This is a genomic window from Photobacterium carnosum (assembly GCF_021236965.1).
In the GTDB taxonomy this organism is placed as follows: Bacteria; Pseudomonadota; Gammaproteobacteria; order Enterobacterales; family Vibrionaceae; genus Photobacterium; species Photobacterium carnosum.
In genome coordinates, this window is record NZ_WMDN01000005.1 from 63,869 (window position 1) to 87,649 (window position 23,781).

Genomic DNA, 23,781 nt, shown 5'->3' on the forward strand with positions numbered 1-23,781 from the left:
GAGGATTTAAACGAACAATAATATAAACTAAAAAGGCTTCCTAAAGAGGAAGCCTTTTTTATTATCATTAGAGCAACTGAATTAAGGGAGTACTTTCCAAGTCATCATTTCACCGGCTTTAATTGGCACCACGGTATCATGACCAAATTGCATTTCTTCAGCGACTTTCCATGCTTCTTTAGTTAATGTAATGGTGTCAGTGTTACGTGGTAGGCCATAAAAATCAGCACCATTGAAGCTCGCAAAGGCTTCTAATTTATCCAGCGCGCCTGCTTGTTCAAATACTTCAGCATATAATTCAATTGCTGCATGGGCGGTGTAAGATCCTGCACAACCACAAGCCGCTTCTTTGCGTCCTTTCACATGAGGTGCGCTGTCTGTGCCTAAGAAGAACTTCGCATTGCCACTGGTTGCCGCAGCCACTAATGCTTGTTGATGAGTATTACGTTTTAAAATCGGTAAGCAATAGAAGTGAGGACGAATACCGCCGACTAACATATGATTACGGTTAAACATTAAATGGTGCGCAGTAATGGTCGCCCCAACATTTGGACCTGCATTGGTTACAAACTCAACCGCATCAGCCGTAGTGATATGTTCCAGCACGATTTTTAACGCTGTGAATTCATTAACGATAGGTGCTAATACGGTGTCTAAGAACGCTTTTTCACGATCAAAAATATCAACATCATGATGGGTGACTTCACCATGAATCAGTAGCGGCATGCCGACCTGTTGCATCGCTTCTAATGCTGGGCGAATATGATCGATTGAAGTAACGCCTGAATCTGAATTGGTGGTGGCACCAGCAGGGTAAAGCTTGGCTGCGTAAACATGACCTGAAGCATGTGCTCGTTGAATTTCTTCTGCGGATGTTTTATCAGTGAGATAAATAACCATTAGTGGCGAGAAGGTATCTTGTTGATTTACTTGAAGAATGTTGTCACGGTAGGCTAAGGCAGATTCAGTATCTGTAACAGGGGGAATAAGATTTGGCATGATAATCGCGCGTCCCATATAACGGCTAATATCGCGAACTGTATCAGCGAGTACATCGCCATCACGTAAATGTGTATGCCAGTCGTCTGGACGTGTAATAGTTAACATCGTCATTTTTTCTTCCCTCCCAAAAAATTTGTCCGATTCTAAAAGTAACGCCGGCCGAAGTAAAGTTGATAAATCAAACAATGTGGATAATTACTCCTTTAAAAAGCAATCGTTTGCTGATTGGGACGTAAAATAAAGCAAACCCACCGATCGAATAGTTATTATTAGCGTGATCGGTGAGCTATATTGTTATAATTTGAAGCGACTAACGAGAGTATTTTGTTCGGTGGCTAAATGTTCTAGTTTTACACCAGTATCGGCCATCTCTTCCATGGTGTTATAACTATTATCTGCAATGTAGCTAATATCTTCTAAGCTACGAGCAATTTCAGTAGTCGTACAACGTTGCTCTTCTGCCGCTTGTGCAATTTGACTACTCATATCACTGATTTCAATAATAATCGCTTGAATTTCTTCCATTGAACTATTGGCATTAGAAGCCAGATTAATACTATTATCCATTTCAGTGACGCAACTTTGCATCATGTTCATGGCTTGACCTGAGCTGGTTTGTAAGTTTTTGATCATAACTTCAATTTCAGCTGTGGAATCAGTAGTACGTTTTGCTAATACGCGAACTTCATCGGCGACAACGGCAAATCCGCGCCCTTGTTCACCAGCTCTGGCGGCTTCAATGGCGGCATTAAGTGCTAACAGATTTGTTTGATCGGCAATATTACGAATAACATCTAAAATTGAGCCAATATTACGGCTCATTTTTTGTAATTGTTCAACGGCATGGACGGATTCATCTAAACGTGTAGAGAGCTGATGGGCTGTATTGATATTACTGGTCATGACTTCACGACCTGTCGCTGAAGCCTGTTCTACCTCATTAACGCGTTCCATGGTGATTTTGGCACTTTTTGATACGTCTGTAACAGAATGTTCCATTTCAACCATTGCTGTTGCCGCAGAAGCTGTTTGCTGACGCTGACTATTTAAACGCAATTTTGCTTCTGCTGTTGTAGCGTGATTTTCAGTTGCGACGGTACTTAATTCTGCTGATGTATGGCTGATTTGCGTTAAAATTTGCTGTAAATTTTGAGCCAACATATTAATGTGATGATTAAGCTGACTAAACTCAATAAAGGTGCTTGTTTCTGTTCGTTGAGTCATATTTCCTGCCGTTAGTGTTTCTAATGTTTTTAATATAGCCATTAAAGGTCGACGTACACTGCGGGCTAAATACCATCCGACGATAATGGCTAACAAGATAACTATAATGCTGATAATAAGTGCTTTTGTTACTACGTCAGAATAGGTTTTATCTGCTGTAGTAATCGTATTACTCATTTGATTATTTGCTTGTTTATTAAAATCCCCAACAATACCCATTGCTTGATTAATTTCTTTAGCTAATGTTGCAATATTACTGTAGAGAAGGTGTTGTGCTTGGATGTATTCAAAATGTTGATCGAGAACGCCACCAGTACGACCAATATCTAGTCCGTATTGTTCTACAGAGTTACCAAAGGCTTGTTTTAATTTTGGTTGTAATGTGGAGAGAGAACGGAAGGTATTTTTAAGGTGATTGACACTGATTTTATTGCTTTTAATTGCTTTTTCGATAGCAGTGGTATTATCAGATGCTAATGCGTCTAAAGTGATGATTTCTGTTTCTTTTAATTTTTCAAAATAGTTTTTAGACAATATTTTAACAGCAATATTATCTTGTTCGTTAATAAATTCCTTCATGCCAATATTTAGTTCTGTTTGTAGTTGTTGAAATTGACGTGAAGATTGTTGGCGTTTATTAGTCGCTAATAATAACGAACGATAGTTTGTCATCGCAATCGTCGCTTCATCAAAATAGCGTTGTTCTAATGCCGTTAACGCTTGAATCGATTTTGTTAATTGTGGGTTATTTTTAGTGATTTGCTGTAATTGATTGCGTGCTTGTTGAAAAACGGTAGTTTGTTTTTTAAATTCAGTACGATAAGTGGTCATTGCTTGAGGATCTTGGCTGGTTAAATAATCTTTGAATATTTTATCTGCGACCAGTAGTTGTACACTCACATTATTTGACATTGAAACAAGAGGAAGGGCATCAGCGGTAATGGATTTTAATTGGTTGTGAATACGGCCGACACCATCAAGCATGAATATAATTGTGATGACAAATAATGCTACCAAGATAGCGAAGCCTAAGTACATACGACGTATGACAGAGGATTGAGATTTTTTTTTCATAATATCCCTAATTTCATAAAGTCCGAGAATAGCGATCTTAATGATCGCAATATCCTTTATAACGATGGCACTTGGTATAAAAGCAATTATTAAAAGTGATTGATTTAATTGTTATAATTGATATTTCTAATGTTACGTTAGTTTGATTTATCTATCGTCTCGAACTTCAAAATCTTAACTTTTTAGGGCTAACATTGATTAATATTTTGATGGTGGTTGCAAAAAAAACGGTAAAACATGAAAAGTGGAGTGAAAAAATCGTTTAAAACGGTGTTCAATATTGCCCTCTAGACGTGGGTAGCGCATACTTAACCTAGAATTAATGTAAGCTGATTATTTAATGGAGTCAGATATGGCTGAAGAAACTATTTTTAGTAAGATCATTCGCAAAGAAATTCCAGCAGACGTTTTATATCAAGATGAGTTAGTGACGGCATTTCGTGATATTAATCCTCGTGCGCCAAGCCATATTCTTATTATTCCGAATAAATTGCTGCCAACAGTCAATGATGTTGAAGTAGAAGATGAATTAATGATGGGACGTATGTTTACGGTTGCACGTAAGCTTGCAGAAAGTGAAGGCGTTGCTGAAGATGGTTATCGTTTGATTGTTAACTGCAATCCTTTTGGTGGCCAAGAAGTGTATCATATCCATATGCATTTATTAGGCGGCCGCCCATTAGGTCCAATGATTGTCAGCTAATAAGTCCTCAATTCTTAGCATTAAATTGCAATAGAATAAATTGAGAATAAAGCTTGAGTATAAGATGGCTAATCTACTAACAATGATCAGCTATTGGTCACTCAAGCTTTTTTTATTTTATTGAGTAGACTTATAATATTGATCAGTAATCCATTAAAATGTAGGAGGCTACAGCCTAGCTGTATATTAATGTAGCATGAGATATATATCTATGTTGTCGATATTGTTTGCAACGCTTATTAGTGGGTGTAGCGGATCAGCAATATCAACGATCAGTCTTGAAAATAGTAACCATCATGTTGTTATCGGAAATACGGTATTAGCAAATAAGCTTCAATTTAGTCATTCGAAAACAGAACGACGTGACGGTTATTTGCATGCGTCTGTTGAAGTCATGAATAAAACTGACGCAACCATATCATTGAACTATCACTTTTATTGGTATGATGTGAATGGATTAGAAGTAAATCATTCACCGTCAATATCACGAGCATTGATACTTAATCATAATCAAGTTTTGTTACTGCAAGCTCTTGCTCCTAGTACGATGGCAACGCAATACCGTATTGTGGTACGTGATACATATAATTGATGAATTAGAATAGTGACAATTAAAGGTAGTTAAAATGAAAAAGAGTGTAATGGCCTTGTTAGCAGCAGCAACGTTATTAGGGGGTTGTGCTCAACCGATTAATTACGGTGGTGGCTTACATGGAATTGAAAATGCAGTGACTAACTTTGGCTCCAGTGACTTAGAAAAGTTATCATCATCAATGGTTGATAAGATGTTAGCGTCAACGGCTGTTCGTTCTATGACAGTACGTAGTGAGCCGATTGTTGTGGTTGATAGTATTAAAAATCAAACTCGTCATCATGTTGATACTGCAGATTTAACCGCGATAATTACTGAGCGTTTACAAGATTCGGGTAAATTCAAATTTGTTGATCCTGCACGTGTAAAAGCAGTACGCCAACAACTAAATTTCCGTGAAGATGATCGTTTTGTAAACCAAAGTACAGCCATTCAATTTGGTAATATGGTTGGTGCTCAATATATGCTTTATGGAAAGGTATCAACGGTAATGAAATCAACATCAAACGGTAAGCAAGCTTATTATAAAGTGACTATGCGCTTGATGGATCTGAAATCAGGCGCTATTGAGTGGTCTGATCAAGATCAAGTAATTCAAAGCGCAGCAACCAATAGCGCGGCTTGGTAATTACACTGCCTTAGTCTCAGGTGAGGAATAGCAATATGGTTGATTATGAACATTTTGATTGTGATCTTTTAATTGCCTTACCTGATACTGAATTGATATCAGCGTCCGAACTGACGGGAGGATTGACGAATCGGTGTTGGAAACTCACTCTATTTCATCCGTCAATCAATCAGATTAAAGACTATGTTTGGCGGCCATTTTCTGCATCTGCGCAAGCATTTGGTATTGAGCGTCAACATGAATATCAATTATTGTCGATGATCGCTGATACTGAGTTAGCACCAAAGCCATTACAGTTAGTTACTAATGCTAAACCATCGGCAGAAAAACCGACACAACAAGTGATAGGGTTGGTGGTTGAATGGTTACCAGGCGTAGAAGCAACAAAAGCATTTTCTAATCAAACATTGTGCCAACTACAAGCAAAAGTACACCAACTGCCATTACCTTGGTGGCGATTAGATGTCCATCAACGTGCAGAGCATTATTGGCAACACCTCCATACCGACCATCATACCTCGTCTCTATTCTCAATCTATCATTTCTTTCAGAGCCAGCCTTTACCCGTAGCGTTTGATGATTGTTGCTGCCATTTTGATCTGGGGCGCTATAACGTGATTGTACCGTCTACGGATGATGATTCTATCACCAGTGCCAAAATTATTGATTGGGAATATGCAGCAGCAGGGGATCCCAGTTTAGATTTGGCGATGACCATTATTGCTAATGCATTAGATATTGAACAAGCGGTTAATGACTATTGTGATTATCGTGTGCTTATCAATGACGAAACGGTATTTAATAAACAGCAGTGGTTAACGGCTGTTATCGCTTGGCTGCCATGGTGTCAGTATTTGGCATTATTATGGTATTTGGTTGGTTATGATCTCTGGCAGCAGCCTGAATATTTACAACAAGCGTTACAATTACAGCAACAACTTATTCAGTATATTAATTCGGATTAACTTATTATAGTTTGCTTGTTTTTGACCGCATAAGTAAATATGTATAAATAGCCATTGAGTTGAGATCAATATTATCTGAATGAATACATTTTTGTCGGTGAGATCATGTTTTTGTTTTGAATTTGTTAAAACAATGTCTGTATTATGGATTTAACTTGTCTATGTCGGTATAGATAGTACGTAAAATTATTACTAGATAGCGAGAGATAACAATGATTATTTATTTACATGGCTTTGACTCAACAAGTCCTGGTAATCACGATAAAGTATTGCAATTACAGTTTATCGATTCTGATGTTCGTTTTCTAAATTACAGTACTCTTCATCCTAAGCATGATATGCAACATTTATTAAAAGAAGTGCATAAATTGCTTGAGACGAGTGATGATCCTCAGCCTTTAATTTGTGGTGTTGGTCTTGGTGGTTATTGGGCGGAACGGATTGGATTTCTTTCCGGTATTAAACAGGTAATGTTGAATCCTAATTTACATCCTGAGTCTAATATGGAGGGTAAAATAGATCGTCCAGAGGAATATGACGACATTTTGACAAAGTGTGTAACAAATTTTCGTAAAAAAAACACAGGAAAATGTCTTTGTATCCTTTCAACTCATGATGAAGTGTTAGATAATCAGCAAACAAAAAATGCGCTAGATCAATTTTATGACATAATTTGGGATAAAAATGAATCTCATAAATTTACAAAAATCTCGCAGCATCTACAAAAAATAAAAGCGTTTAAAGCGCAGTAACAACGGAACCATTACCTCCTACATATTACAGACGGGTCGTAGATCCGTCTGCCTACACGTGTGAATTAAAAGATATAGATACTTTTTCGCCTAGCAGTCTTTATGCTTGATTATTTACTATCAGCAGACTGCTATGCAATTCAGTCTTTGTCAGTTTGTTAAAAATCATAAAATAAGAGAGGAAGCTATCTTGACACGTATAATCGTTGTGGGTGGTGGTGCTGGTGGCTTGGAATTAGCCACTAAATTAGGCCGTACATTAGGCCGTAAGCGTCGTGCTGAAGTGACATTAGTTGATCGTCGTGCTAGCCATTTATGGAAACCATTATTACATGAGGTAGCCACAGGTTCCTTAGATGCAGGCGTTGATGCGATTAGTTACCGCGCACATGCTAAAAATCATTCATTTGATTTTCAGATGGGTTCATTGCAGGATATTGATCGTGATGCAAAAACGATCACATTGGCAGCATTGTATGATAAGCAAAATGAACTGTTAGTACCTGAACGTTCGTTAGAATACGATCTTTTAGTGTTGGCACTAGGCTCAACCTCAAATGATTTCAATACTCAAGGTGTACGTGATAATTGTATTTTCCTTGATAGCCCAGAGCAGGCGCACCGTTTCCGTAGTGAAATGAATAATCAGTTCATGAAGTTACATGCCAACAAAGATCAAAAAACAGTTGATATTGCCATTGTTGGTGCAGGTGCAACGGGGGTAGAGCTTTCTGCTGAGTTACACAACGCAGTTCAAGAATTACATAACTACGGTTTTAGTGATCTTGATAGTTCACGTTTAAACATTAATTTAGTGGAAGCGGGCGAACGTATTTTACCTGCATTGCCACCGCGTATCTCACAAGCTGCGCATAATGAATTAACAAAGTTAGGTGTTAATGTTCGTACCGCAACAATGGTGACTAAAGCTGATGAAACAGGCTTAACAACCAAAGATGGCGAGCATATTCCTGCGCAAATCATGGTCTGGGCGGCAGGTATTAAAGCCCCTGATTTCATGAAAGATATTGCGGGTCTTGAAACTAACCGTATTAATCAGTTAGTGGTTAAGCCAACATTAGAAACTACCCGTGATGATAATATTTATGTTATTGGTGATTTAGCATCATGTGTGCAAGAAGATGGCTCATTTGTGCCACCGCGCGCACAGGCGGCACACCAAATGGCAAGTCGTTGTTTTTCTAATATCGTGGCTAAATTATCAGATCGTGAGCAAAAGCCGTATATCTATAGCGATCATGGTTCATTAGTCTCATTAAGCCGTTTCTCTACCGTTGGTAGCTTAATGGGAAATCTGTCTAAAGGTTCGATGATGGTTGAAGGCCGTATTGCACGTATAGTTTATATTTCATTGTACAGAATGCATCAAATGGCGTTGCATGGCATGTTTAAAACCGGTTTGATTATGTTAGTAGGGCGTATTAACCGTGTGCTTCGTCCAAGCTTAAAACTGCACTAAGATTTTTTTCACGCAATAAAAAACGCCAGTATGATAAACGCTTGTTAATTGAGCGTCATACTGGCGTTGTTATTGGTGTTGATTATTTAGTTAATTTTAAATAACTCAACATCAAAAATAAGTACTGAGCCTGGTGGAATACTACCTGCACCATTATTACCGTAAGCAAGATTTGCGGGAATAAAGAAACGTACTTTTTCACCGACAACCATATGTTGTAAGCCTTCCGTCCAACCTTTAATCACTCGATTTAGTGGGAATGAAATTTTTTCACCACGATCAACTGAACTATCAAAAACAGTCCCATTAAGTAATGTACCGTGGTAATGAACAGTCACTGTATCTGTTGCTTTTGGATGTTCAGTGCCAGTGCCTTGCTGTAGTACTAAATATTGCAAACCAGAAGCGGTAGTTTGTACACCTTCTTTTAGTTTGTTTGCAGCTAGAAATTCTTGCCCAATTTTAATATTTTCTTGCGCCGCTTGTTTGTTGTTGTAAGAGCGATAAAGAAAAAATGCAACTAATGCAGCGATAACGACTGCGATAATAATTTTTGGCACCAGTGTATCCTTACTAAATAAAGTTGATTTATCTTACCATTACTCGTAAATGTGAACAGCAATCTCGTGTAAATATTTGTTGTTTAAATCATATGGGATGACGGTTTAGTGATGACAGATTTTATCTTGATTGGTATGTAAGTTATCGCCGTCAACTGTGATTTTATTACGCGATAAAAGAAAGGTAACGAGTGCATCTAATGAAAGGTTATTGAGTTTACAGGTGTGAAAGCGAACGTTGGTTCCCCAATGTTGTTCAACATACGTATGGAGTGTCTTGATTGTAAATGGTGTTGATGCATCAGCAATCAGGTTTAATATATCGTGACCATGGCGACTTTCAGTGGCATGCATAATGGGTAACTACTATCTATGAAATAAAGAATATTTAATAATAACTGACATTGGGTTGGTAAAGGTTGATGTATACCAATCTCAATACGGTTAACGCTGTTTAATATAAATCTTGTGGTATGAGTGAATACACATAGCCATTGATGGGTTTATTTTGATAAAAAATACGGTTTCTCGCTTCGCATTCAAAAACGGCATTACAAGCGAGTGCTGTTTTCTGACTGGCATAATTATCAATATGGGTAATAATTTCTAGTCGAGTAAAGCCTAACATTTGAAAAGCAAATTGAATAATAGCGAGACTGGCTTCAGTCGCCATGCCTTGCCGATGATAACTGTGGGTGATCCAATAGCCAAGATTCGCAGAATTAAATAACGGCACAATAGCACTAAGAGAAACCGCACCCACAAACTCATCGTTGAATCGATCAAAAATAGCTAATTCATAACTATAATCATGCTGCCAACTTAAACGGCTTGCTTCGATCCATTCGTGAGCTTGTTGTTGATCAAAATCGGCATCACACCATTCTAACCAAGGTTGAAGCTGTTCTCTTGATTGGGTAACAGCTTCAAGAAAAGCGTTTAAATCTACAGTCTTAAAAGGACGTAAGATAAGTCGAGGCGTAGTAAGTTCAAAGTCAATTTTCATGATAATTCTAGTCTATGGCGTGGTTGTGGTAATTGATGGTAATAAAGATATCGCCCCAGATGCTACGTCTAGGGCGAGGCGATGTTAAATCATATTTTCGCGAAATTGATTAAGCAGATCTTCAATAAATTTAATTCTTTTCTTACGATCTGTCTCACTTGCCATTATTTTTAACTTTGTAGGCCCTTCCATTCTAAAGTTATGGGGTTGTGTTTGCAGTAAACCAACCAAGAAATGAGGGTTAATGGCGGCATCTTGTTTAAATTCAAGGTAACCCCCTTTTTCATTACTCTCCACTTTCTTAACTCCAATGATAGCCGCTTTTAGTTTAAGACTATTAACGGTAATTAGGTTAATAGCTGCATCAGGTAAAAGACCAAATCTATCGATTAATTCAACTTTAATCTCGTTGAGTTCATTATCATCTTTTGCGCTAGCGATACGCTTATAAAGTGATAAACGGATATTAATATCAGGAATATAATCGTCGGGTAGTAATGCTGGAATACGCATTTCCACTTCAGCTTGTTGCTTGAGCAAGTCATCAAGTGTTGGCTCTTTACCTTCACGTAATGACTCTACTGCTTGTTCTAGCATCTCCATAAAGAGGCTAAAACCAACCGATTGAATTTGTCCACTTTGCTCATCACCTAAGAGTTCACCTGCACCACGAATTTCTAAATCATGGGTAGCAAGTGTGAAGCCAGCACCAAGATCTTCAAGTGACGCAATGGCTTCTAAACGTTTAACCGCATCTTTAGTCATACGTTTTGGGTGTGGCGTTAGTAAATACGCATAGGCTTGGTGGTGGGAGCGACCGACACGACCACGTAATTGGTGTAATTGCGCTAAGCCAAGATTATCCGCACGATCCATGATGATGGTATTTGCGGTTGGCACATCAATACCTGTTTCAATAATGGTGGTACAAACCAATACATTAAAACGTTGATGGTAAAAATCACCCATGATCCGTTCAAGTTCACGTTCACGCATTTGACCATGAGCAAAGGTGACCCGAGCTTCAGGAATTAACTTAGCTAAATCTTCGGTAGTTTTTTCAATACTATCGACTTCGTTATGTAAGAAGTAAACTTGTCCACCACGGCTAATTTCACGCAATATTGCTTCGCGAATAATATTTTCATCACCTTGACGAACAAAGGTTTTAATCGCTAAACGACGTGCTGGTGGTGTAGCAATAATTGATAAATCACGCATGCCGCTCATCGCCATATTTAATGTACGGGGAATCGGGGTTGCGGTTAGTGTTAAAATATCAACATCAGCACGAATGGCTTTGATTTTTTCTTTCTGGCGTACACCAAAGCGGTGTTCTTCATCGACTACCAGCAATCCAAGATCATGGTAGTTAACGCTGCTATTGAGCAGTTTGTGAGTACCAATAAGAATATCAATCTTACCTTCTTCAACATCCGCTAGAATTTGTTTTTGTTCTTTGGCTGTTTTAAAGCGCGATAATACTTCAACGCGAACAGGTGTATTGGCAAAACGGTCACGGAAATTTTCGAAATGCTGTTGTGCCAATAATGTTGTTGGTACTAAGATAGTGACTTGCTTGTTGTTATCTACTGCAACAAAGGCAGCACGCATTGCGACTTCTGTTTTACCAAAGCCTACGTCACCACAAACAAGACGATCCATGGCTTTCGGTTGGCACATGTCAGATAAGACGGCATTAATCGCCAACGCTTGATCATAGGTTTCTTCATACGGGAAACTGGTACAGAAATCTGCATAGCTTTCACGATCAAGTTTGAACTTAAAGCCTGGTTTTAGCTCTCGCATGGCGTAAACTTCAAGTAACTCAGCTGCTACATCACGGACTTTTTCCGCCGCTTTACGACGTGCTTTAACCCACGCTTCACCACCCAACTTATGAATTGGTGCACTATCTTCAGCACCACCAGAGTAACGGCTGATTAAGTGCAGAGAGGCAACGGGTACATACAGTTTTGCACCACCTTGATATTCAAGAGTGACATACTCTGTTTTTATTCCACCTGCTTCTAGGGTTTGTAAGCCTTGATAACGCCCGATACCGTGATCGATATGAACTACCGGCTGACCCACTTGTAATTCAGCAAGGTTACGAATAATGGTATCAGCATTAACGGTGGTTTTTTTATCATTGCGGCGGCGCTGTTGAATACGTTCACCAAGCAAATCACTTTCACAAATAAAAGCGACTGCGGGTTTTTCAAGAATAAAACCATTTTCAGCTGCGCCAATAACAAGACAATGTTTGGCTTTATCAGCCATTGCCGCGCTAAGGTTATCAAATACAATTGGGCGTAGTTTTATGCGCGCTAATAGATCAAATAAGGCTTCACGACGACCTTCAGAAGCAACGGAGAAGATGATCTTGCCTTTAAATTGCTCAGTGAAGTGACGTAATTCTGTGAATGGCTCTTTGAGTTGATGGTTAATCGTTATAGCTGGAACGGGCGTTAAAGCAGGGTTATAGCGACCCACTTTTTCAGCGTCAATAGCTTCGCGTTGTATTCTTACGCGAGGCAGTTGTTTAAAGCCAGTAAACATTTCATCTTTAGTTAGCCATAATTCTTTAGGTGCAAGTAATGGCCGTAGCGGATCAACGCGACGTTGATCATAACGGTGCTCAGCATCGTGTAAGAATGTGTCTACAGCGGGTTCTAAATCACCTAATGTCACTAATAGCGTATTAGTCGGTAAATAATCGAATAAAGTCTCGGTATGATCAAAAAATAGCGGCTGCCAATATTCGATACCTGTTGGCCAGATTTTTTTACTGACTTGTTGATAGATAGATTCTGGCTCGCGACGGGCTTCAAATCGTTCACGCCAACGCATACGGAAGTTTTCTATTGCTAACTCATCGGTTGGAAACTCATGCGCAGGCAGTAGATCAATGGTGGTGATTTCTGCGGTTGAACGCTGATTTTCAGGATCAAATTGACGAATAGAATCCACTTCATCATCAAAGAAATCAATCCGGTATGGTGCATTACTTCCCATTGGAAAAAGATCAACTAATGAACCACGACTAGCGTATTCACCGTGCTCCATCACTTGGTCAACGTGACGATAACCTGATGCTTCTAGCTGTAATCGTAGCTTTTCAAGTGAGATACGATCGTCTTTTTTGACGATTAACGCATGTTGATGAATAAACTCTTGCGGTGTTAATCGCTGTAGTAAGGTACTGATTGGGACTAAAATAATGCCATTTTTCTGCGTTGGCATTTTATATAAACGAGCCAGACGTTCAGAGATAATATCTTGATGTGGCGAGAAATTATCATACGGTAGTGTTTCCCAATCAGGAAAAACATGGACATCAAGATCACAAAATTGGCTGATCTCTGGCTGTAGTTTTAGCGCAGTTTGCGTATCCGCGACAACGGCAAGTATAGGACCATTATGTTTAGTGGCTATTTCTGCTAATGACAATGCCAACGCAGAACCAGATAAATTACCGATGTAGCGATTATCCCCAGATTTTTTTGGTAAGGGGATTGAGAGTAATGTTTTATTCGTCATTGTTATTATTCATGTTTCGTTGTTGGGCCCGCTGACGTAAAAGCTTTTGTTGGCAATGCAGTGCGGCACGGATTAATAAATCACGATCTTCTTCTAACAGTCGCGTGTAGTGCAACTGAATTAAAAAACGATCATCTGAAACGGAGCAATTAATCACCTCAGCATAACAATAAATGGCAGCGGCAGGGTGATCTAAAAATAGTTTAACGGTAGTATTTTGCCCAATCGTAAAATGATGTGGACTATAAAAGCTTAGATTACTGGCACCAAAGGTTTCGGTAATATAACGATAATTAGCATTATCTTGTTGAGATAACACGTAAGATAGCAGCAGGTTTATTTTACTATTTTGAGCACCAAGATAGTCGATTAACGCTTTACTATCTTCTTTACCAAAGCCGTTTAATAGCCGTTCTGCATTTTCTTCGAGCGTGTTACATTCGCGGGCTATACGAAATAGCGGTGGTATTTCAGCACTAAAAGTTTCGGCATTAGGGAGCGGCTTGCCATCAGCTAATGGCTCGACATTGATTGTTAGTCCTAAGTGAACTGAAAAGTATTCATCTTGTCTCATTGCTTACTCACTGCCAGTTAATTGTCATCGAGTGTGTCATTATATTAATTATGTAACCAAGGCTAATATCGGTGACATTAGTGCTGATTATTACTTAGAGCGTACTTACGAGCAAGTGATCTCAGTAAAGTGGGTATCTTTTACCCTCTGTTTTTACATTACATTTACTTAGCTAGATGGTAAACAGTGCCGTTAACGCGTATTCTTGAGCTATCAAATAAAGGAGTGGTTTTTTAAGCCTATGTTTCATCCTGTATCTTTTTTTATTGGTTTACGCTACTTACGTGGGCGTTCTGGTGATCGCTTTAGTCGCTTTGTTTCTTACATGTCAACCGCAGGCATCACAGTGGGGGTGATGGCTTTAATTACAGTAATGTCGGTTATGAATGGTTTTGAACAACAACTCAAAGATCGAATTTTAGGAGTGTTACCACAAGCTATTGTCACCAATGCTGATGGTCGCGTTCCACTCTCGGAGCATGTGCCGAAAGTATTAAAACAATTACCGCATGTAACAAAAGTGACCGCAATAACACGTGGTGAAACCATCATTCAGAGTGCCAACTCATTAGCTGCCGGTATGATGATTGGTATTGAACCTAATCAATATGATCCTATTGCCGATCACCTTATGGTTGGTTCATTAAAAGATCTTCAACCGAGTAGTTTTAACGTTATTATTGGTCAAGCACTTGCCGTTGAATTAGACGTTCAACCCGGTGATAAAATTCGATTAATGGTGACTAGTGCGAGCCAATTTACACCATTAGGACGCTTACCAAGCCAGCGTAATTTCACTGTGTCTGGTATTTATGATACAGGCTCTGATGTTGATAAGCAGTTGGTGTTCACTAATATTTCTGATGCGGGGCGATTATTGCATTATAAATTGGATCAAATGTCGGGCTGGCGTTTGTATCTAAATGATCCTTTTGCGGTGACAGAATTAGCAAAAATACCCTTGCCTAACGATTGGAAATGGTCAGATTGGCGTGAACAGCGCGGTGAGTTATTCCAAGCGGTTAAAATGGAAAAAAATATGATGGGGCTGATGTTGGGGCTTATCATTGGAGTTGCTGCGTTTAATATTATTTCAGCGTTAATAATGGTTGTAATGGAGAAGCAAGCTGAAGTCGCCATTCTGAAAACACAAGGGATGACTCATCGACAGGTATTGATGTTATTTATGGTACAAGGTTCAAGTAGTGGTGTCATTGGTGCTCTGTTGGGTGGTGTTTTTGGCGTGATAATCTCTTACTACCTAAATCCAATCATGGCATTTTTAGGGGTCAATCTTGCGGTTATTGGTGGTTCTCTTCCTGTTGACTTTGAACCAATGCAAATTTTGGCTGTTATTGTTGGCGCTATTATATTGAGCTTATTAGCGACTATTTTTCCATCTTATCGTGCGGCAGCTGTCCGTCCTGCTGAGGCTCTTCGTTATGAATAATCCATTATTATCTTGTAGTCAATTATGTAAAACCTATCAAGAGGGTCAGTTACAAACTGAAGTATTGAAACAGGTTAATATTGATATCGCTGATCATGAGTTGGTGGCTATTGTTGGTTCTTCTGGCTCAGGTAAAAGCACGTTATTACATATTCTTGGTTCACTAGATGAACCTACTAACGGTGAAGTGTTTTTTAAAGGTCAGCGCCTAGATACCTTAAGTTCAAATAAACAGGCTAAAATTCGTAATCAAGATATTGGTTTTGTATATCAATTCCATCATTTGTTAGCGGACTTTACAGCGACTGAAAATGTAGCCATGCCGTTATTGATTGGCGGGGTTGCTATTAGTGAAGCCCGTACTCGTGCACAAGATATGCTAGATATGGTGGGGTTGAGTCATCGTCTTGAACATCGTCCATCAGAATTGAGTGGGGGGGAACGCCAACGGGTTGCCATTGCTCGTGCTTTAGTGAATAACCCTGCGATTGTATTGGCAGATGAACCGACGGGTAATTTAGATCATCAAACAGCGTTAGATATTTATGATCTAATGCGTAAGCTTAATACTGAATCAGGTACGGCATTTTTAGTGGTTACCCATGATACGCAATTAGCATCAAAACTTGATCGTTGTATGTATATGCAAGATGGTATTTTAGCTGAGATTAAGGAGAAGTAATGTTTCGTCCGTTATCTCTCTATATAGGTAGTCGTTTTAATCGTTCTAAAAAACGAAATAGAATGGTGTCATTTATCTCTTTATCATCAATGCTTGGAATTGCAGTCGGTGTTGCAGTGATCATCATTGGTTTGTCGGCGATGAATGGTTTTGAGCGTGAATTACAAACACGGGTACTGTCTGTTATTCCTCAAGGTGAACTACAAGCCGTACAACCACCATTAAATAATTGGAAACCGTTATTAAAGCAAGTAGAACTGCATCCACATATTACTGCCGCCGCGCCTTATGTTGAATTTACAGCCTTGCTTGAAAGAGGCTCTAAACTTAAAGCAGTTGCTGTACGTGGTGTCGATCCAAAAGAACAATTAAAAGTCAGTGAGCTACCTCGTTATGTTAAAGATAATGCTTGGTCGCGATTTACAGCGGGTAAGCGTGAAGTTATTTTAGGTCAAGGTGTGGCAACTAAGCTTAAATTGAAGGTTGGCGATTGGATCACCGCAATGATTCCAAATACTGATCCTCAAATGAAGTTACGTGCCCCAAAACGTATTCGATTACAGGTTGTTGGTTTGCTGGCCCTAGGTGGACAAATTGATCACAGCTTAGCCATTGTGCCGTTACAAGATGCTCAACAATATTTAGATATGGGACAAGGTGTCTCAGGTATTGAAATGAATGTTGATAATGTGCTTAACGCCCAACAAATCGTAAAAGAAGTGGGTGATACACTACCCGTTTATGTTTATCTAAAAAGTTGGACCCAAAAATACGGCTATTTATACCGTGATATTCAAATGGTTCGTACCATTATGTATTTGGTGATGGTACTCGTGATTGGTGTGGCTTGTTTTAATATTGTTTCTACATTGATGATGGCGGTGAAGGATCGTGCCGCTGATATTGCAATATTACGTACCATGGGGGCAACTGATCGACTGATTAAATCTATCTTTGTCTGGCATGGGGTATTGTCGGGTGTATTGGGTAGTATTATTGGTTCATTATTTGGGTCATTAATTGCTATTAATCTAACGCATATTGTTAGAGTGATAGAAAAAATCATCGGGCATCGTTTTTTATCTGGCGATATCTATTTTGTTGACTTTCTTCCAACGCAATTAGCATGGCAGGATGTGGCGATTGTTACGACCACTGCAATTGTATTGAGTTTGATTGCCACTTGGTATCCAGCGACACGAGCAAGTCGATTACACCCGGCACGAGTATTGAGTGCTAAGTAATAACTTATATAATTTACAGCTGTTATGTTAGTTGAAAAGCGGAGTACGAGACTCCGCTTTTTTATTTGTTGGTTAAGTAAATAGCCTTAATAGTCAAAAAAAAGCGGTGTTTAACGCATTATTAGAGATAAGTTCATTTTTAGTCTGTAAATAAAGATAAAATGCGTAATAAATAAACTCACAAATAGAGTGCGATGTGTCCTATTTGATTACAAATTAGCCTTAAATGTGATATTTATAAGTGTTGCTGGGCTCTTTTTTTTTATTTTCTTAATTTTTTTTTATTTTTTTAGTGATGATTTTTTATAAAAAAAGAAACACATGTCAGTATTGATGCTGCTTGATGTTTATCTGAAATTTCTAATCGTAATTTATATGACATATAAATTACGAACACTGTTCTTTTTTTTGTGAATTTATATTGTTTAATTTAACAGTGTCATATTTACATGATAATTTGTCGCTACTTAAAAACAAATCGGTTTTAGTCGTCGTTAGATCAAATTTATCCTGTATCGAATATGACTGTTATTCTATAATCGATAAGACTGTCATTCTATAAATAGACAGCGATTTGTTAATAAATAAAACAATTAGGAATTAAAATGAAAAAGAATGCACTAGGTTTATTAGTAGCTTTTGCTGTAATGGCTCCTGTTGCTGCACAAGCAGCTGTTCAACTTCCAGCTGGTACACAAGAAATTGGTATTCAAGGTAACGCTAAACTAGGTAGTGGTTGGGATCTGAACTTAAACGGTTCTTACGGTACATTTATTAAAGACAACTGGGAGCTAGGTGGTACTGCTTCTGTTGCAGCTAAAGACGAAAATGATGCAGTTAGCGGTAAACTAGGTGTATTCACTGAATACAACTTTGTTAACACTACTAACTGGGTACCTTACGTTGGTGCAGCAACTGAGCTTGCAGCTCTAAACTACAACAACAAAGATGGTCTTGACGGTGATGCTGGTCAAAGTGGTGATTCTTGGGCACTAAACCTTAAATTAGCGGCTGGTGTTAAGTACTTCATCAACCCTAATGTTGCACTAAGTGCAGAAGTTAACTACAACATCGCAACTGACGATATTGAGTTCTCAAGTGGTAAAGCGAAAGACAGCCTAACTAACATCGTATTCGGTACTCGCTTCTACTTCTAAGTTTTAGCCCGAATATTGACAATAAAAAACCCGCTAAATTTAGCGGGTTTTTTTATAGCTATTGATTTGTAAATCGGTTTTGTAACTTGATTTTGTAAAGAGAGATTAAGCGATATTATTTTTTTTAATACGCTTAATTAACCAACTACTAAACAGACTAATAATTGCAATACTCAAGGTAATAAACGGTGCCACCATTAATATCATGGTTGTTATGCGAGCGATATTTTCAGGTAATAGCGTTAATAAATATCCTAATCCTGTCAGTAATAAGATCCAAGCAGTAGCACTTAACCAAGCAAAACGGAAAAAATGTGCTTGGTTTTTGATTCTAAAGCCCATAACTAAAGGCAGTAAAGAACGTACAACGGGTATAAATCGTGCGGCAAACAAAGCCACAACACCATGTCGAATTAATAGTTTATCTACTGTTTGCATTCGATGAGGCGGAACCATCTCGACCCATTGTTTCACTTTAGGTAAATGATCTAGCCAACGGCCTTGTAAATAAGCTAACCAGCTACCGATAGCTGAAGCCATAATTAATAAAAATACGATTAATTTAAAATCAATGATACCCATAGCACCTAATGTACCCGATAAAATAACAATGCTGTCGCAAGGTAATGGTGCGGCGGGTAAAAATGCGCTTTCTAACCAAATAACAAAGGTGACACAAAAATAGATCATTACAATACTTTCAGGGTTTTGTAATGCTGCAAAATCTTGTTGCCATAGCGCTGAAAAAATAGATACAAATGAATCAAGCATCTATGTAGTCCTTGTAGTCAGAGTCATAATTAAAGTAAATGTCGTGGAAATTGAGTAACAGTAATTGCCGACGACTATGGGTAAAACGGTATTGAAAGTTAGCAAGAATAAGATGTGAATACCGTTGATGTTTAGAATAATGACTTGTTATTTGGTGGGCTTGTCTAGTGACATTGTTATCACAATATAGAGCTGGAACAAATTTCTTCTTGTCTATTTTTGATAGTTGTCGTGTTTTATGATTATTATTGGATAAAATTACGACATTATCGTGCCAGTTTTTTTCATTATTTATAATGTTAAATTCTGATGCTTGATGAGAGTCGTATTGATACCACGGTGTAGGCACTGCCATAGTTGTTATGCTTACTAGTAAAGCGTTTAGCAGTAAGCTAAATAGAGTAAGATAACTCATCAACAGTATCGCCTAAGTATCAAAAATACACTTTTACTTAAAATTATAATCAAAGGCAATGTTTTTATAATATTTTGTAATGAAAATGTTTTTTTAATTCTATTTTTTACCTATTACTTTATGATCTATAAAGAAAAAGCCTCAGTAGTTAACTGAAGCTTTAATTATGATTGTGTGCTGAGTGTGTTTATTTTAGGAGTGCTTTTTTCATTTGTGAACCAATGAAAATAAAGCTAATACCTTCAAAAATTAAAGAAACACCCACAAAGATGCCCAATAGTGACATTGAGAATTCAGGGTTATGCATTAGATTAAAGAAATAGATACCAATGATTGTTGATAATAAACCACTGAAAACAATCCAACGCCAGCCAGCAAGGTGCTCTCGGCTGCTAAAACCAAACATCATTCGTGTAATACCATTAAATACCATAGTGGCGATCATAAGAACGGTAATGGTAACTAAGCCAATGAATGGCTGTCCTAGAATGAATAAGCCGCCAAGAAGATAAAATAGCGCACTGATGACATACCAAATTTTAGTTTTCCATTGTGGAATACTAAAGGTGTGGTAAACCTGTACTAAACCTATGACTAAGAAGATCACGCCAATAATTGTTGTGATTGTCATGCCTGCTGCAACGGGCAAGCTAATTGCAAAAATACCGGCTAAAGCAACAATAACCCCAACGACAACAAACCACTTCCAACCTTTTGTGAGTAAATTCTTTACTGGATTTTCCATTTTATTTCCCTTTAATTAAAATATTAATGCTTATCATCTGGCAATAAGTTACTGCTATTTAAGGCTGTATTCTATTTTTAAATAGTAGACTGAACAATAACAATTACTAGGAATTAAGTGCAACTAATTAGCAATATAAGTTTTTGATGCCGTTATAAGAAAAATAAATGTGCGTTAGATCGAGTAATTGTGAAAAATTGACCATCTAGAAAGTGAAATGATGGAGGTGGTTTCTCAAAGAAAGGGGAGTTAACAATAAAACTCCGCAATTACAGAGTTTTATTGTTATAACAAAATTACAGTTAACGTGTTTTTGGAATCCGAAATTTACGGCGATTCCAACTACGTACGACTGAATAGCGCCATAGCCATCGAATACCAAAATAGCCAATAGATGCACTTAGAACACTGCAAATAAAGCAACCTAATAAGAACGGTGGGCCAATTTGGCTCATTTGATTTAAAAGGAAATCCCATGTTAACTCAAAATGAAAGCCAACATCAGGACTATGCAGTACCCAGGCACCTAGCTTATAAGCGCCATAAAAAAGTACGGGCATCGTGACGGGATTACTGACCCATACGAGTGCGACGGATAAAGGTAAGTTCACGCCAAACATAATAGCGAGACCAGCAGCCATTAACATTTGACTTGGAAGAGGGACAAAAGCCATGAATAACCCAACAGCAAAAGCACCAGACGCAGAGCGACGGTTTAGACACCATAGATTAGGGTTATAAAGTACATTGCCAAATATTTTTAACGCTTTTTGGCGTTTAATGACTTCATGGCTAGGCAGAAATTTTTTAATGAAATGTCTTGGCATAATATTTTTTTTTGACTGGCTAAAGCCATATGGTTCAAATATTTATAGCAAGCATAAGCGGTTATCTGTCGTTACATCTCTTTAACACGTTGCCACCGTATGGGTATTTACTATTAATAATAGTCGTTGGTGTCATTGTGTTTATGGTGTATCGAAGTGTTATTTTTATTTGCTTTTCACTTGCTATATTCTGGGCTGTTTTTGATGCTAATCAATATATTAACAATATTGATAGTATTCCAATAAACAGCTCTAATACTATCATAGATGTAAGCATTAGTACGCTTTTTAATGAAAATATACCCACGGAGTATTTTGAAGTAAAGGTGCTAAATTTACATTCACCTAATGTTGATTTTGTACTGCCATTACGTCTGATGGTTTTTTGGAAAGATGCACCAAGATTAAAACAAGGACAAATATGGCGCTTGCCTGTTAGGTTGAGTCGCATTGTTGGGCGTGTTAATCAAGCGGGTTTCGATCGTGAGCGATACGCATTAAGCCGCAGTATTCATGGTCGCGCAGTTGTTATCAATGCTAATGGATTACCGACGCGATTGTCATCTTCAATATCATTTCGCCAGCAATGGTTAGATAACGTAACCCCCTTACTAAAAAATACTCGTCATCAAAGTTATTTAACGGCTTTAACCTTTGGATTAAGAGAAGGGCTTGAAGCGCAGGATTGGATTGATTTACGTGATAGTGGGTTGGCGCATTTATTAGCCATTTCAGGATTGCATATTGGGTTGGCGATGCTTATCGGGTGGTGGATAGGTTATTTATTACGATTATGTTTACCGCAAACGGGTTATTGGTTATGGCTACCTTTGTTGTGCGGGTTGTTATTTGCTTTTGGATACGCATGGCTTGCAGGATTTAGCTTACCGACAATTCGTGCGTTATTAATGTGCTTAATCGTGGGTGTTTTACGCATTACTGCAATTAATTGGCGACCTTGGCAAATATTATTAGTCACGTTAGGTTTGTGTTTGTCATGGGATCCTTTTGTGAGTTACAGCGCAGGATTCTGGCTGTCATTTGGTGCGGTTATTATTTTCTTAATTATGTTTATTATTGAAAATTCACCGACAATGACAACATTGTCTTGGCAACAGCGATGGTATCAACGCATAAAGTCTTTATTTAAGGTTCAGGGATATTTATTGTTATTAATGTTGCCCATTCAATGGTGGTGGTTTGGTGGCGTTTCTCTTGCGGCACCATTAACTAATTTAATTGCGGTGCCTTGGCTTAGTTTTATTACCGTACCTTTAGTCTTGATTGGTGTGATAACCGTAGGGTGGCCGTGGTTATCATCATTGTTTTGGTTATTGGCTGATTTTTCATTAACACCCATTTTAAACGTTGCGGCATGGAGTAATGGTGCATGGATGATGTTATCGGCTTCAATAACGCCACTGTTAGTGATGATTGCGGTAATGATTGTTGTATGGCCATTATTACCATTAAAGTATTTTCGTTGGTTTTACGTCAGTATTATTTTTATTGCATGCAGTGGGTGGTGGGAGAATAGAAAGAGTGATCAATCACAATGGACGATGAAGATATTAGATGTCGGTCATGGATTAGCTATTTTAATAGAAAAACAGCAGCGGGTATTTATTTATGATACGGGTAATGCTTGGGAGGGAAAAAGTATTGCACAATCAATTATTGAACCGATATTAGCTTATAAAGGAATATCAGCTGTTGATGGGCTTGTTTTAAGTCATTCTGATAATGATCATGCTGGAGGCAGTGATTATCTTATACAGCGTTATCAACCTCTAGAAAAATACAGTAGTGATCAACGCGATGGCTTTTTAGCCTGTGTTATGGGACAAAAATGGCAATGGCAGGGACTTGAATTCTCAGTTAAATGGCCGCCAGCTACCACAGATCGAGCAACAAACTCAGATTCTTGTGTTATTCATATTCAACCAGTAGATGGCAGCGGTCCAAGTGTATTATTAACCGGAGATATTGATGCTAAGTCTGAGTTAGTTATGTTAACGCAGGTGCAAGATTGGCAAGCCGATATTATCGTAGTGCCACATCACGGTAGCAGCACTTCTTCAACACAAACTTTACTTGATGCAGTCAAACCATCATTAGCCGTTGTATCAATTGGGCATTTCAATCCATGGGGTTTACCGTCAATGATGATAAAAAAACGGTATCAAGCTAATAATGTTAATTGGATTAGTACCCAAGATAGTGGTCAAGTATCTATAATCATGAGCCCAAATAACTACAACGTTAAACAACAACGTTATCATTACTCTCAAGCATGGTATCGGCCACAATGGTTAGCTAAAGAATAAAATAATGAATATTAATGGTATTTAGTGTCGTTTTTATGAGCATAAAAAGTAGTTTAAGAG

At 38.2% G+C, this 23,781-nt stretch carries 21 protein-coding genes; 11 read left to right on the forward strand and 10 right to left on the reverse strand.

Features of this window, described 5'->3' with window-relative positions; genetic code table 11:
- Positions 1 to 81: 81 nt before the first annotated feature.
- The gene (gene pyrC / locus GLP24_RS06825) at positions 82 to 1,113 is read right to left on the reverse strand and encodes a dihydroorotase (protein ID WP_232615760.1); all 1,032 of its coding nucleotides are present in this window, start codon (positions 1,111 to 1,113) and stop codon (positions 82 to 84) included.
- A 183-nt stretch (positions 1,114 to 1,296) separates the two neighbouring features.
- A complete protein-coding gene (locus tag GLP24_RS06830; RefSeq protein ID WP_101767376.1) occupies positions 1,297 to 3,264 on the reverse strand; it encodes a methyl-accepting chemotaxis protein in 1,968 nt (655 codons plus the stop codon).
- Between the two features lie 388 nt (positions 3,265 to 3,652).
- On the opposite strand from GLP24_RS06830, the gene hinT reads away from it, so the two are divergent.
- From hinT to GLP24_RS06860, 6 genes are all read left to right on the forward strand, one after another.
- Positions 3,653 to 4,003, forward strand: coding sequence for a purine nucleoside phosphoramidase (gene hinT / locus GLP24_RS06835; RefSeq protein WP_080173196.1), 351 nt, complete (start codon positions 3,653 to 3,655; stop codon positions 4,001 to 4,003).
- 211 nt (positions 4,004 to 4,214) lie between these two features.
- Positions 4,215 to 4,595, forward strand: coding sequence for a YcfL family protein (locus GLP24_RS06840; protein ID WP_167388488.1), 381 nt, complete (start codon positions 4,215 to 4,217; stop codon positions 4,593 to 4,595).
- Positions 4,596 to 4,629: 34 nt separating this feature from the next.
- Positions 4,630 to 5,223, forward strand: coding sequence for a penicillin-binding protein activator LpoB (gene lpoB, locus GLP24_RS06845; protein WP_232602402.1), 594 nt, complete (start codon positions 4,630 to 4,632; stop codon positions 5,221 to 5,223).
- Between the two features lie 35 nt (positions 5,224 to 5,258).
- Positions 5,259 to 6,188: a phosphotransferase gene (locus GLP24_RS06850; RefSeq protein WP_232615761.1), complete on the forward strand. Its 930-nt coding sequence runs from the start codon at positions 5,259 to 5,261 to the stop codon at positions 6,186 to 6,188.
- Between the two features lie 212 nt (positions 6,189 to 6,400).
- Positions 6,401 to 6,940, forward strand: a complete 540-nt coding sequence (gene ycfP, locus GLP24_RS06855) for an alpha/beta hydrolase YcfP (protein ID WP_221942579.1) — start codon at positions 6,401 to 6,403, stop codon at positions 6,938 to 6,940.
- Between the two features lie 190 nt (positions 6,941 to 7,130).
- A complete protein-coding gene (locus GLP24_RS06860; RefSeq protein ID WP_232600005.1) occupies positions 7,131 to 8,420 on the forward strand; it encodes an NAD(P)/FAD-dependent oxidoreductase in 1,290 nt (429 codons plus the stop codon).
- Between the two features lie 86 nt (positions 8,421 to 8,506).
- Here the strand turns inward: GLP24_RS06860 and GLP24_RS06865 are convergent, their stop codons facing one another.
- From GLP24_RS06865 to GLP24_RS06885, 5 genes are all read right to left on the reverse strand, one after another.
- Positions 8,507 to 8,980, reverse strand: coding sequence for an FKBP-type peptidyl-prolyl cis-trans isomerase (locus tag GLP24_RS06865; protein WP_045039373.1), 474 nt, complete (start codon positions 8,978 to 8,980; stop codon positions 8,507 to 8,509).
- Positions 8,981 to 9,085: 105 nt separating this feature from the next.
- A complete protein-coding gene (locus GLP24_RS06870; protein WP_232615762.1) occupies positions 9,086 to 9,334 on the reverse strand; it encodes a YecH family metal-binding protein in 249 nt (82 codons plus the stop codon).
- Positions 9,335 to 9,434: 100 nt separating this feature from the next.
- Positions 9,435 to 9,986 carry a GNAT family N-acetyltransferase gene (locus GLP24_RS06875; protein ID WP_152652816.1) on the reverse strand — a complete coding sequence of 184 codons (552 nt, stop codon included), beginning with the start codon at positions 9,984 to 9,986 and terminating at the stop codon, positions 9,435 to 9,437.
- A gap of 84 nt (positions 9,987 to 10,070) precedes the next feature.
- Entirely contained in the window at positions 10,071 to 13,529 is a 3,459-nt protein-coding gene (gene mfd / locus GLP24_RS06880) for a transcription-repair coupling factor (protein ID WP_101767010.1), read from the reverse strand.
- The gene (locus GLP24_RS06885) at positions 13,519 to 14,103 is read right to left on the reverse strand and encodes a PilZ domain-containing protein (protein WP_152652815.1); all 585 of its coding nucleotides are present in this window, start codon (positions 14,101 to 14,103) and stop codon (positions 13,519 to 13,521) included. The genes mfd and GLP24_RS06885 overlap by 11 nt, the downstream gene beginning before the upstream one ends.
- Before the next feature lie 241 nt (positions 14,104 to 14,344).
- Here GLP24_RS06885 and lolC point away from each other — a divergent pair, with 241 nt between their 5' ends.
- The 4 genes from lolC to GLP24_RS06905 all read left to right on the forward strand — a co-directional run bounded on the left by lolC (position 14,345) and on the right by GLP24_RS06905 (position 18,636).
- Entirely contained in the window at positions 14,345 to 15,553 is a 1,209-nt protein-coding gene (gene lolC / locus GLP24_RS06890) for a lipoprotein-releasing ABC transporter permease subunit LolC (protein ID WP_101767008.1), read from the forward strand.
- Positions 15,546 to 16,235 (forward strand): lipoprotein-releasing ABC transporter ATP-binding protein LolD, encoded by a 690-nt coding sequence (gene lolD, locus GLP24_RS06895; protein WP_101767007.1) that lies wholly within the window; start codon positions 15,546 to 15,548, stop codon positions 16,233 to 16,235. The genes lolC and lolD overlap by 8 nt, the downstream gene beginning before the upstream one ends.
- Positions 16,235 to 17,479 (forward strand): lipoprotein-releasing ABC transporter permease subunit LolE, encoded by a 1,245-nt coding sequence (gene lolE / locus GLP24_RS06900; RefSeq protein ID WP_101767006.1) that lies wholly within the window; start codon positions 16,235 to 16,237, stop codon positions 17,477 to 17,479. Before lolD ends, lolE begins: the two co-directional genes overlap by 1 nt.
- A gap of 605 nt (positions 17,480 to 18,084) precedes the next feature.
- A complete protein-coding gene (locus tag GLP24_RS06905) occupies positions 18,085 to 18,636 on the forward strand; it encodes an outer membrane beta-barrel protein (protein WP_152652813.1) in 552 nt (183 codons plus the stop codon).
- 105 nt (positions 18,637 to 18,741) lie between these two features.
- Here GLP24_RS06905 and GLP24_RS06910 read toward each other — a convergent pair whose 3' ends face one another.
- The 3 genes from GLP24_RS06910 to GLP24_RS06920 all read right to left on the reverse strand — a co-directional run bounded on the left by GLP24_RS06910 (position 18,742) and on the right by GLP24_RS06920 (position 21,394).
- Entirely contained in the window at positions 18,742 to 19,407 is a 666-nt protein-coding gene (locus GLP24_RS06910; RefSeq protein WP_101767004.1) for a DedA family protein, read from the reverse strand.
- A 602-nt stretch (positions 19,408 to 20,009) separates the two neighbouring features.
- Entirely contained in the window at positions 20,010 to 20,567 is a 558-nt protein-coding gene (locus GLP24_RS06915; RefSeq protein WP_101767002.1) for an HdeD family acid-resistance protein, read from the reverse strand.
- 302 nt (positions 20,568 to 20,869) lie between these two features.
- Positions 20,870 to 21,394, reverse strand: coding sequence for a DUF2062 domain-containing protein (locus GLP24_RS06920; RefSeq protein WP_101767001.1), 525 nt, complete (start codon positions 21,392 to 21,394; stop codon positions 20,870 to 20,872).
- Positions 21,395 to 21,423: 29 nt separating this feature from the next.
- Between GLP24_RS06920 and GLP24_RS06925 the strand changes: the two genes are divergently transcribed.
- A complete protein-coding gene (locus tag GLP24_RS06925; protein ID WP_232615763.1) occupies positions 21,424 to 23,721 on the forward strand; it encodes a DNA internalization-related competence protein ComEC/Rec2 in 2,298 nt (765 codons plus the stop codon).
- Positions 23,722 to 23,781 lie beyond the last annotated feature (60 nt).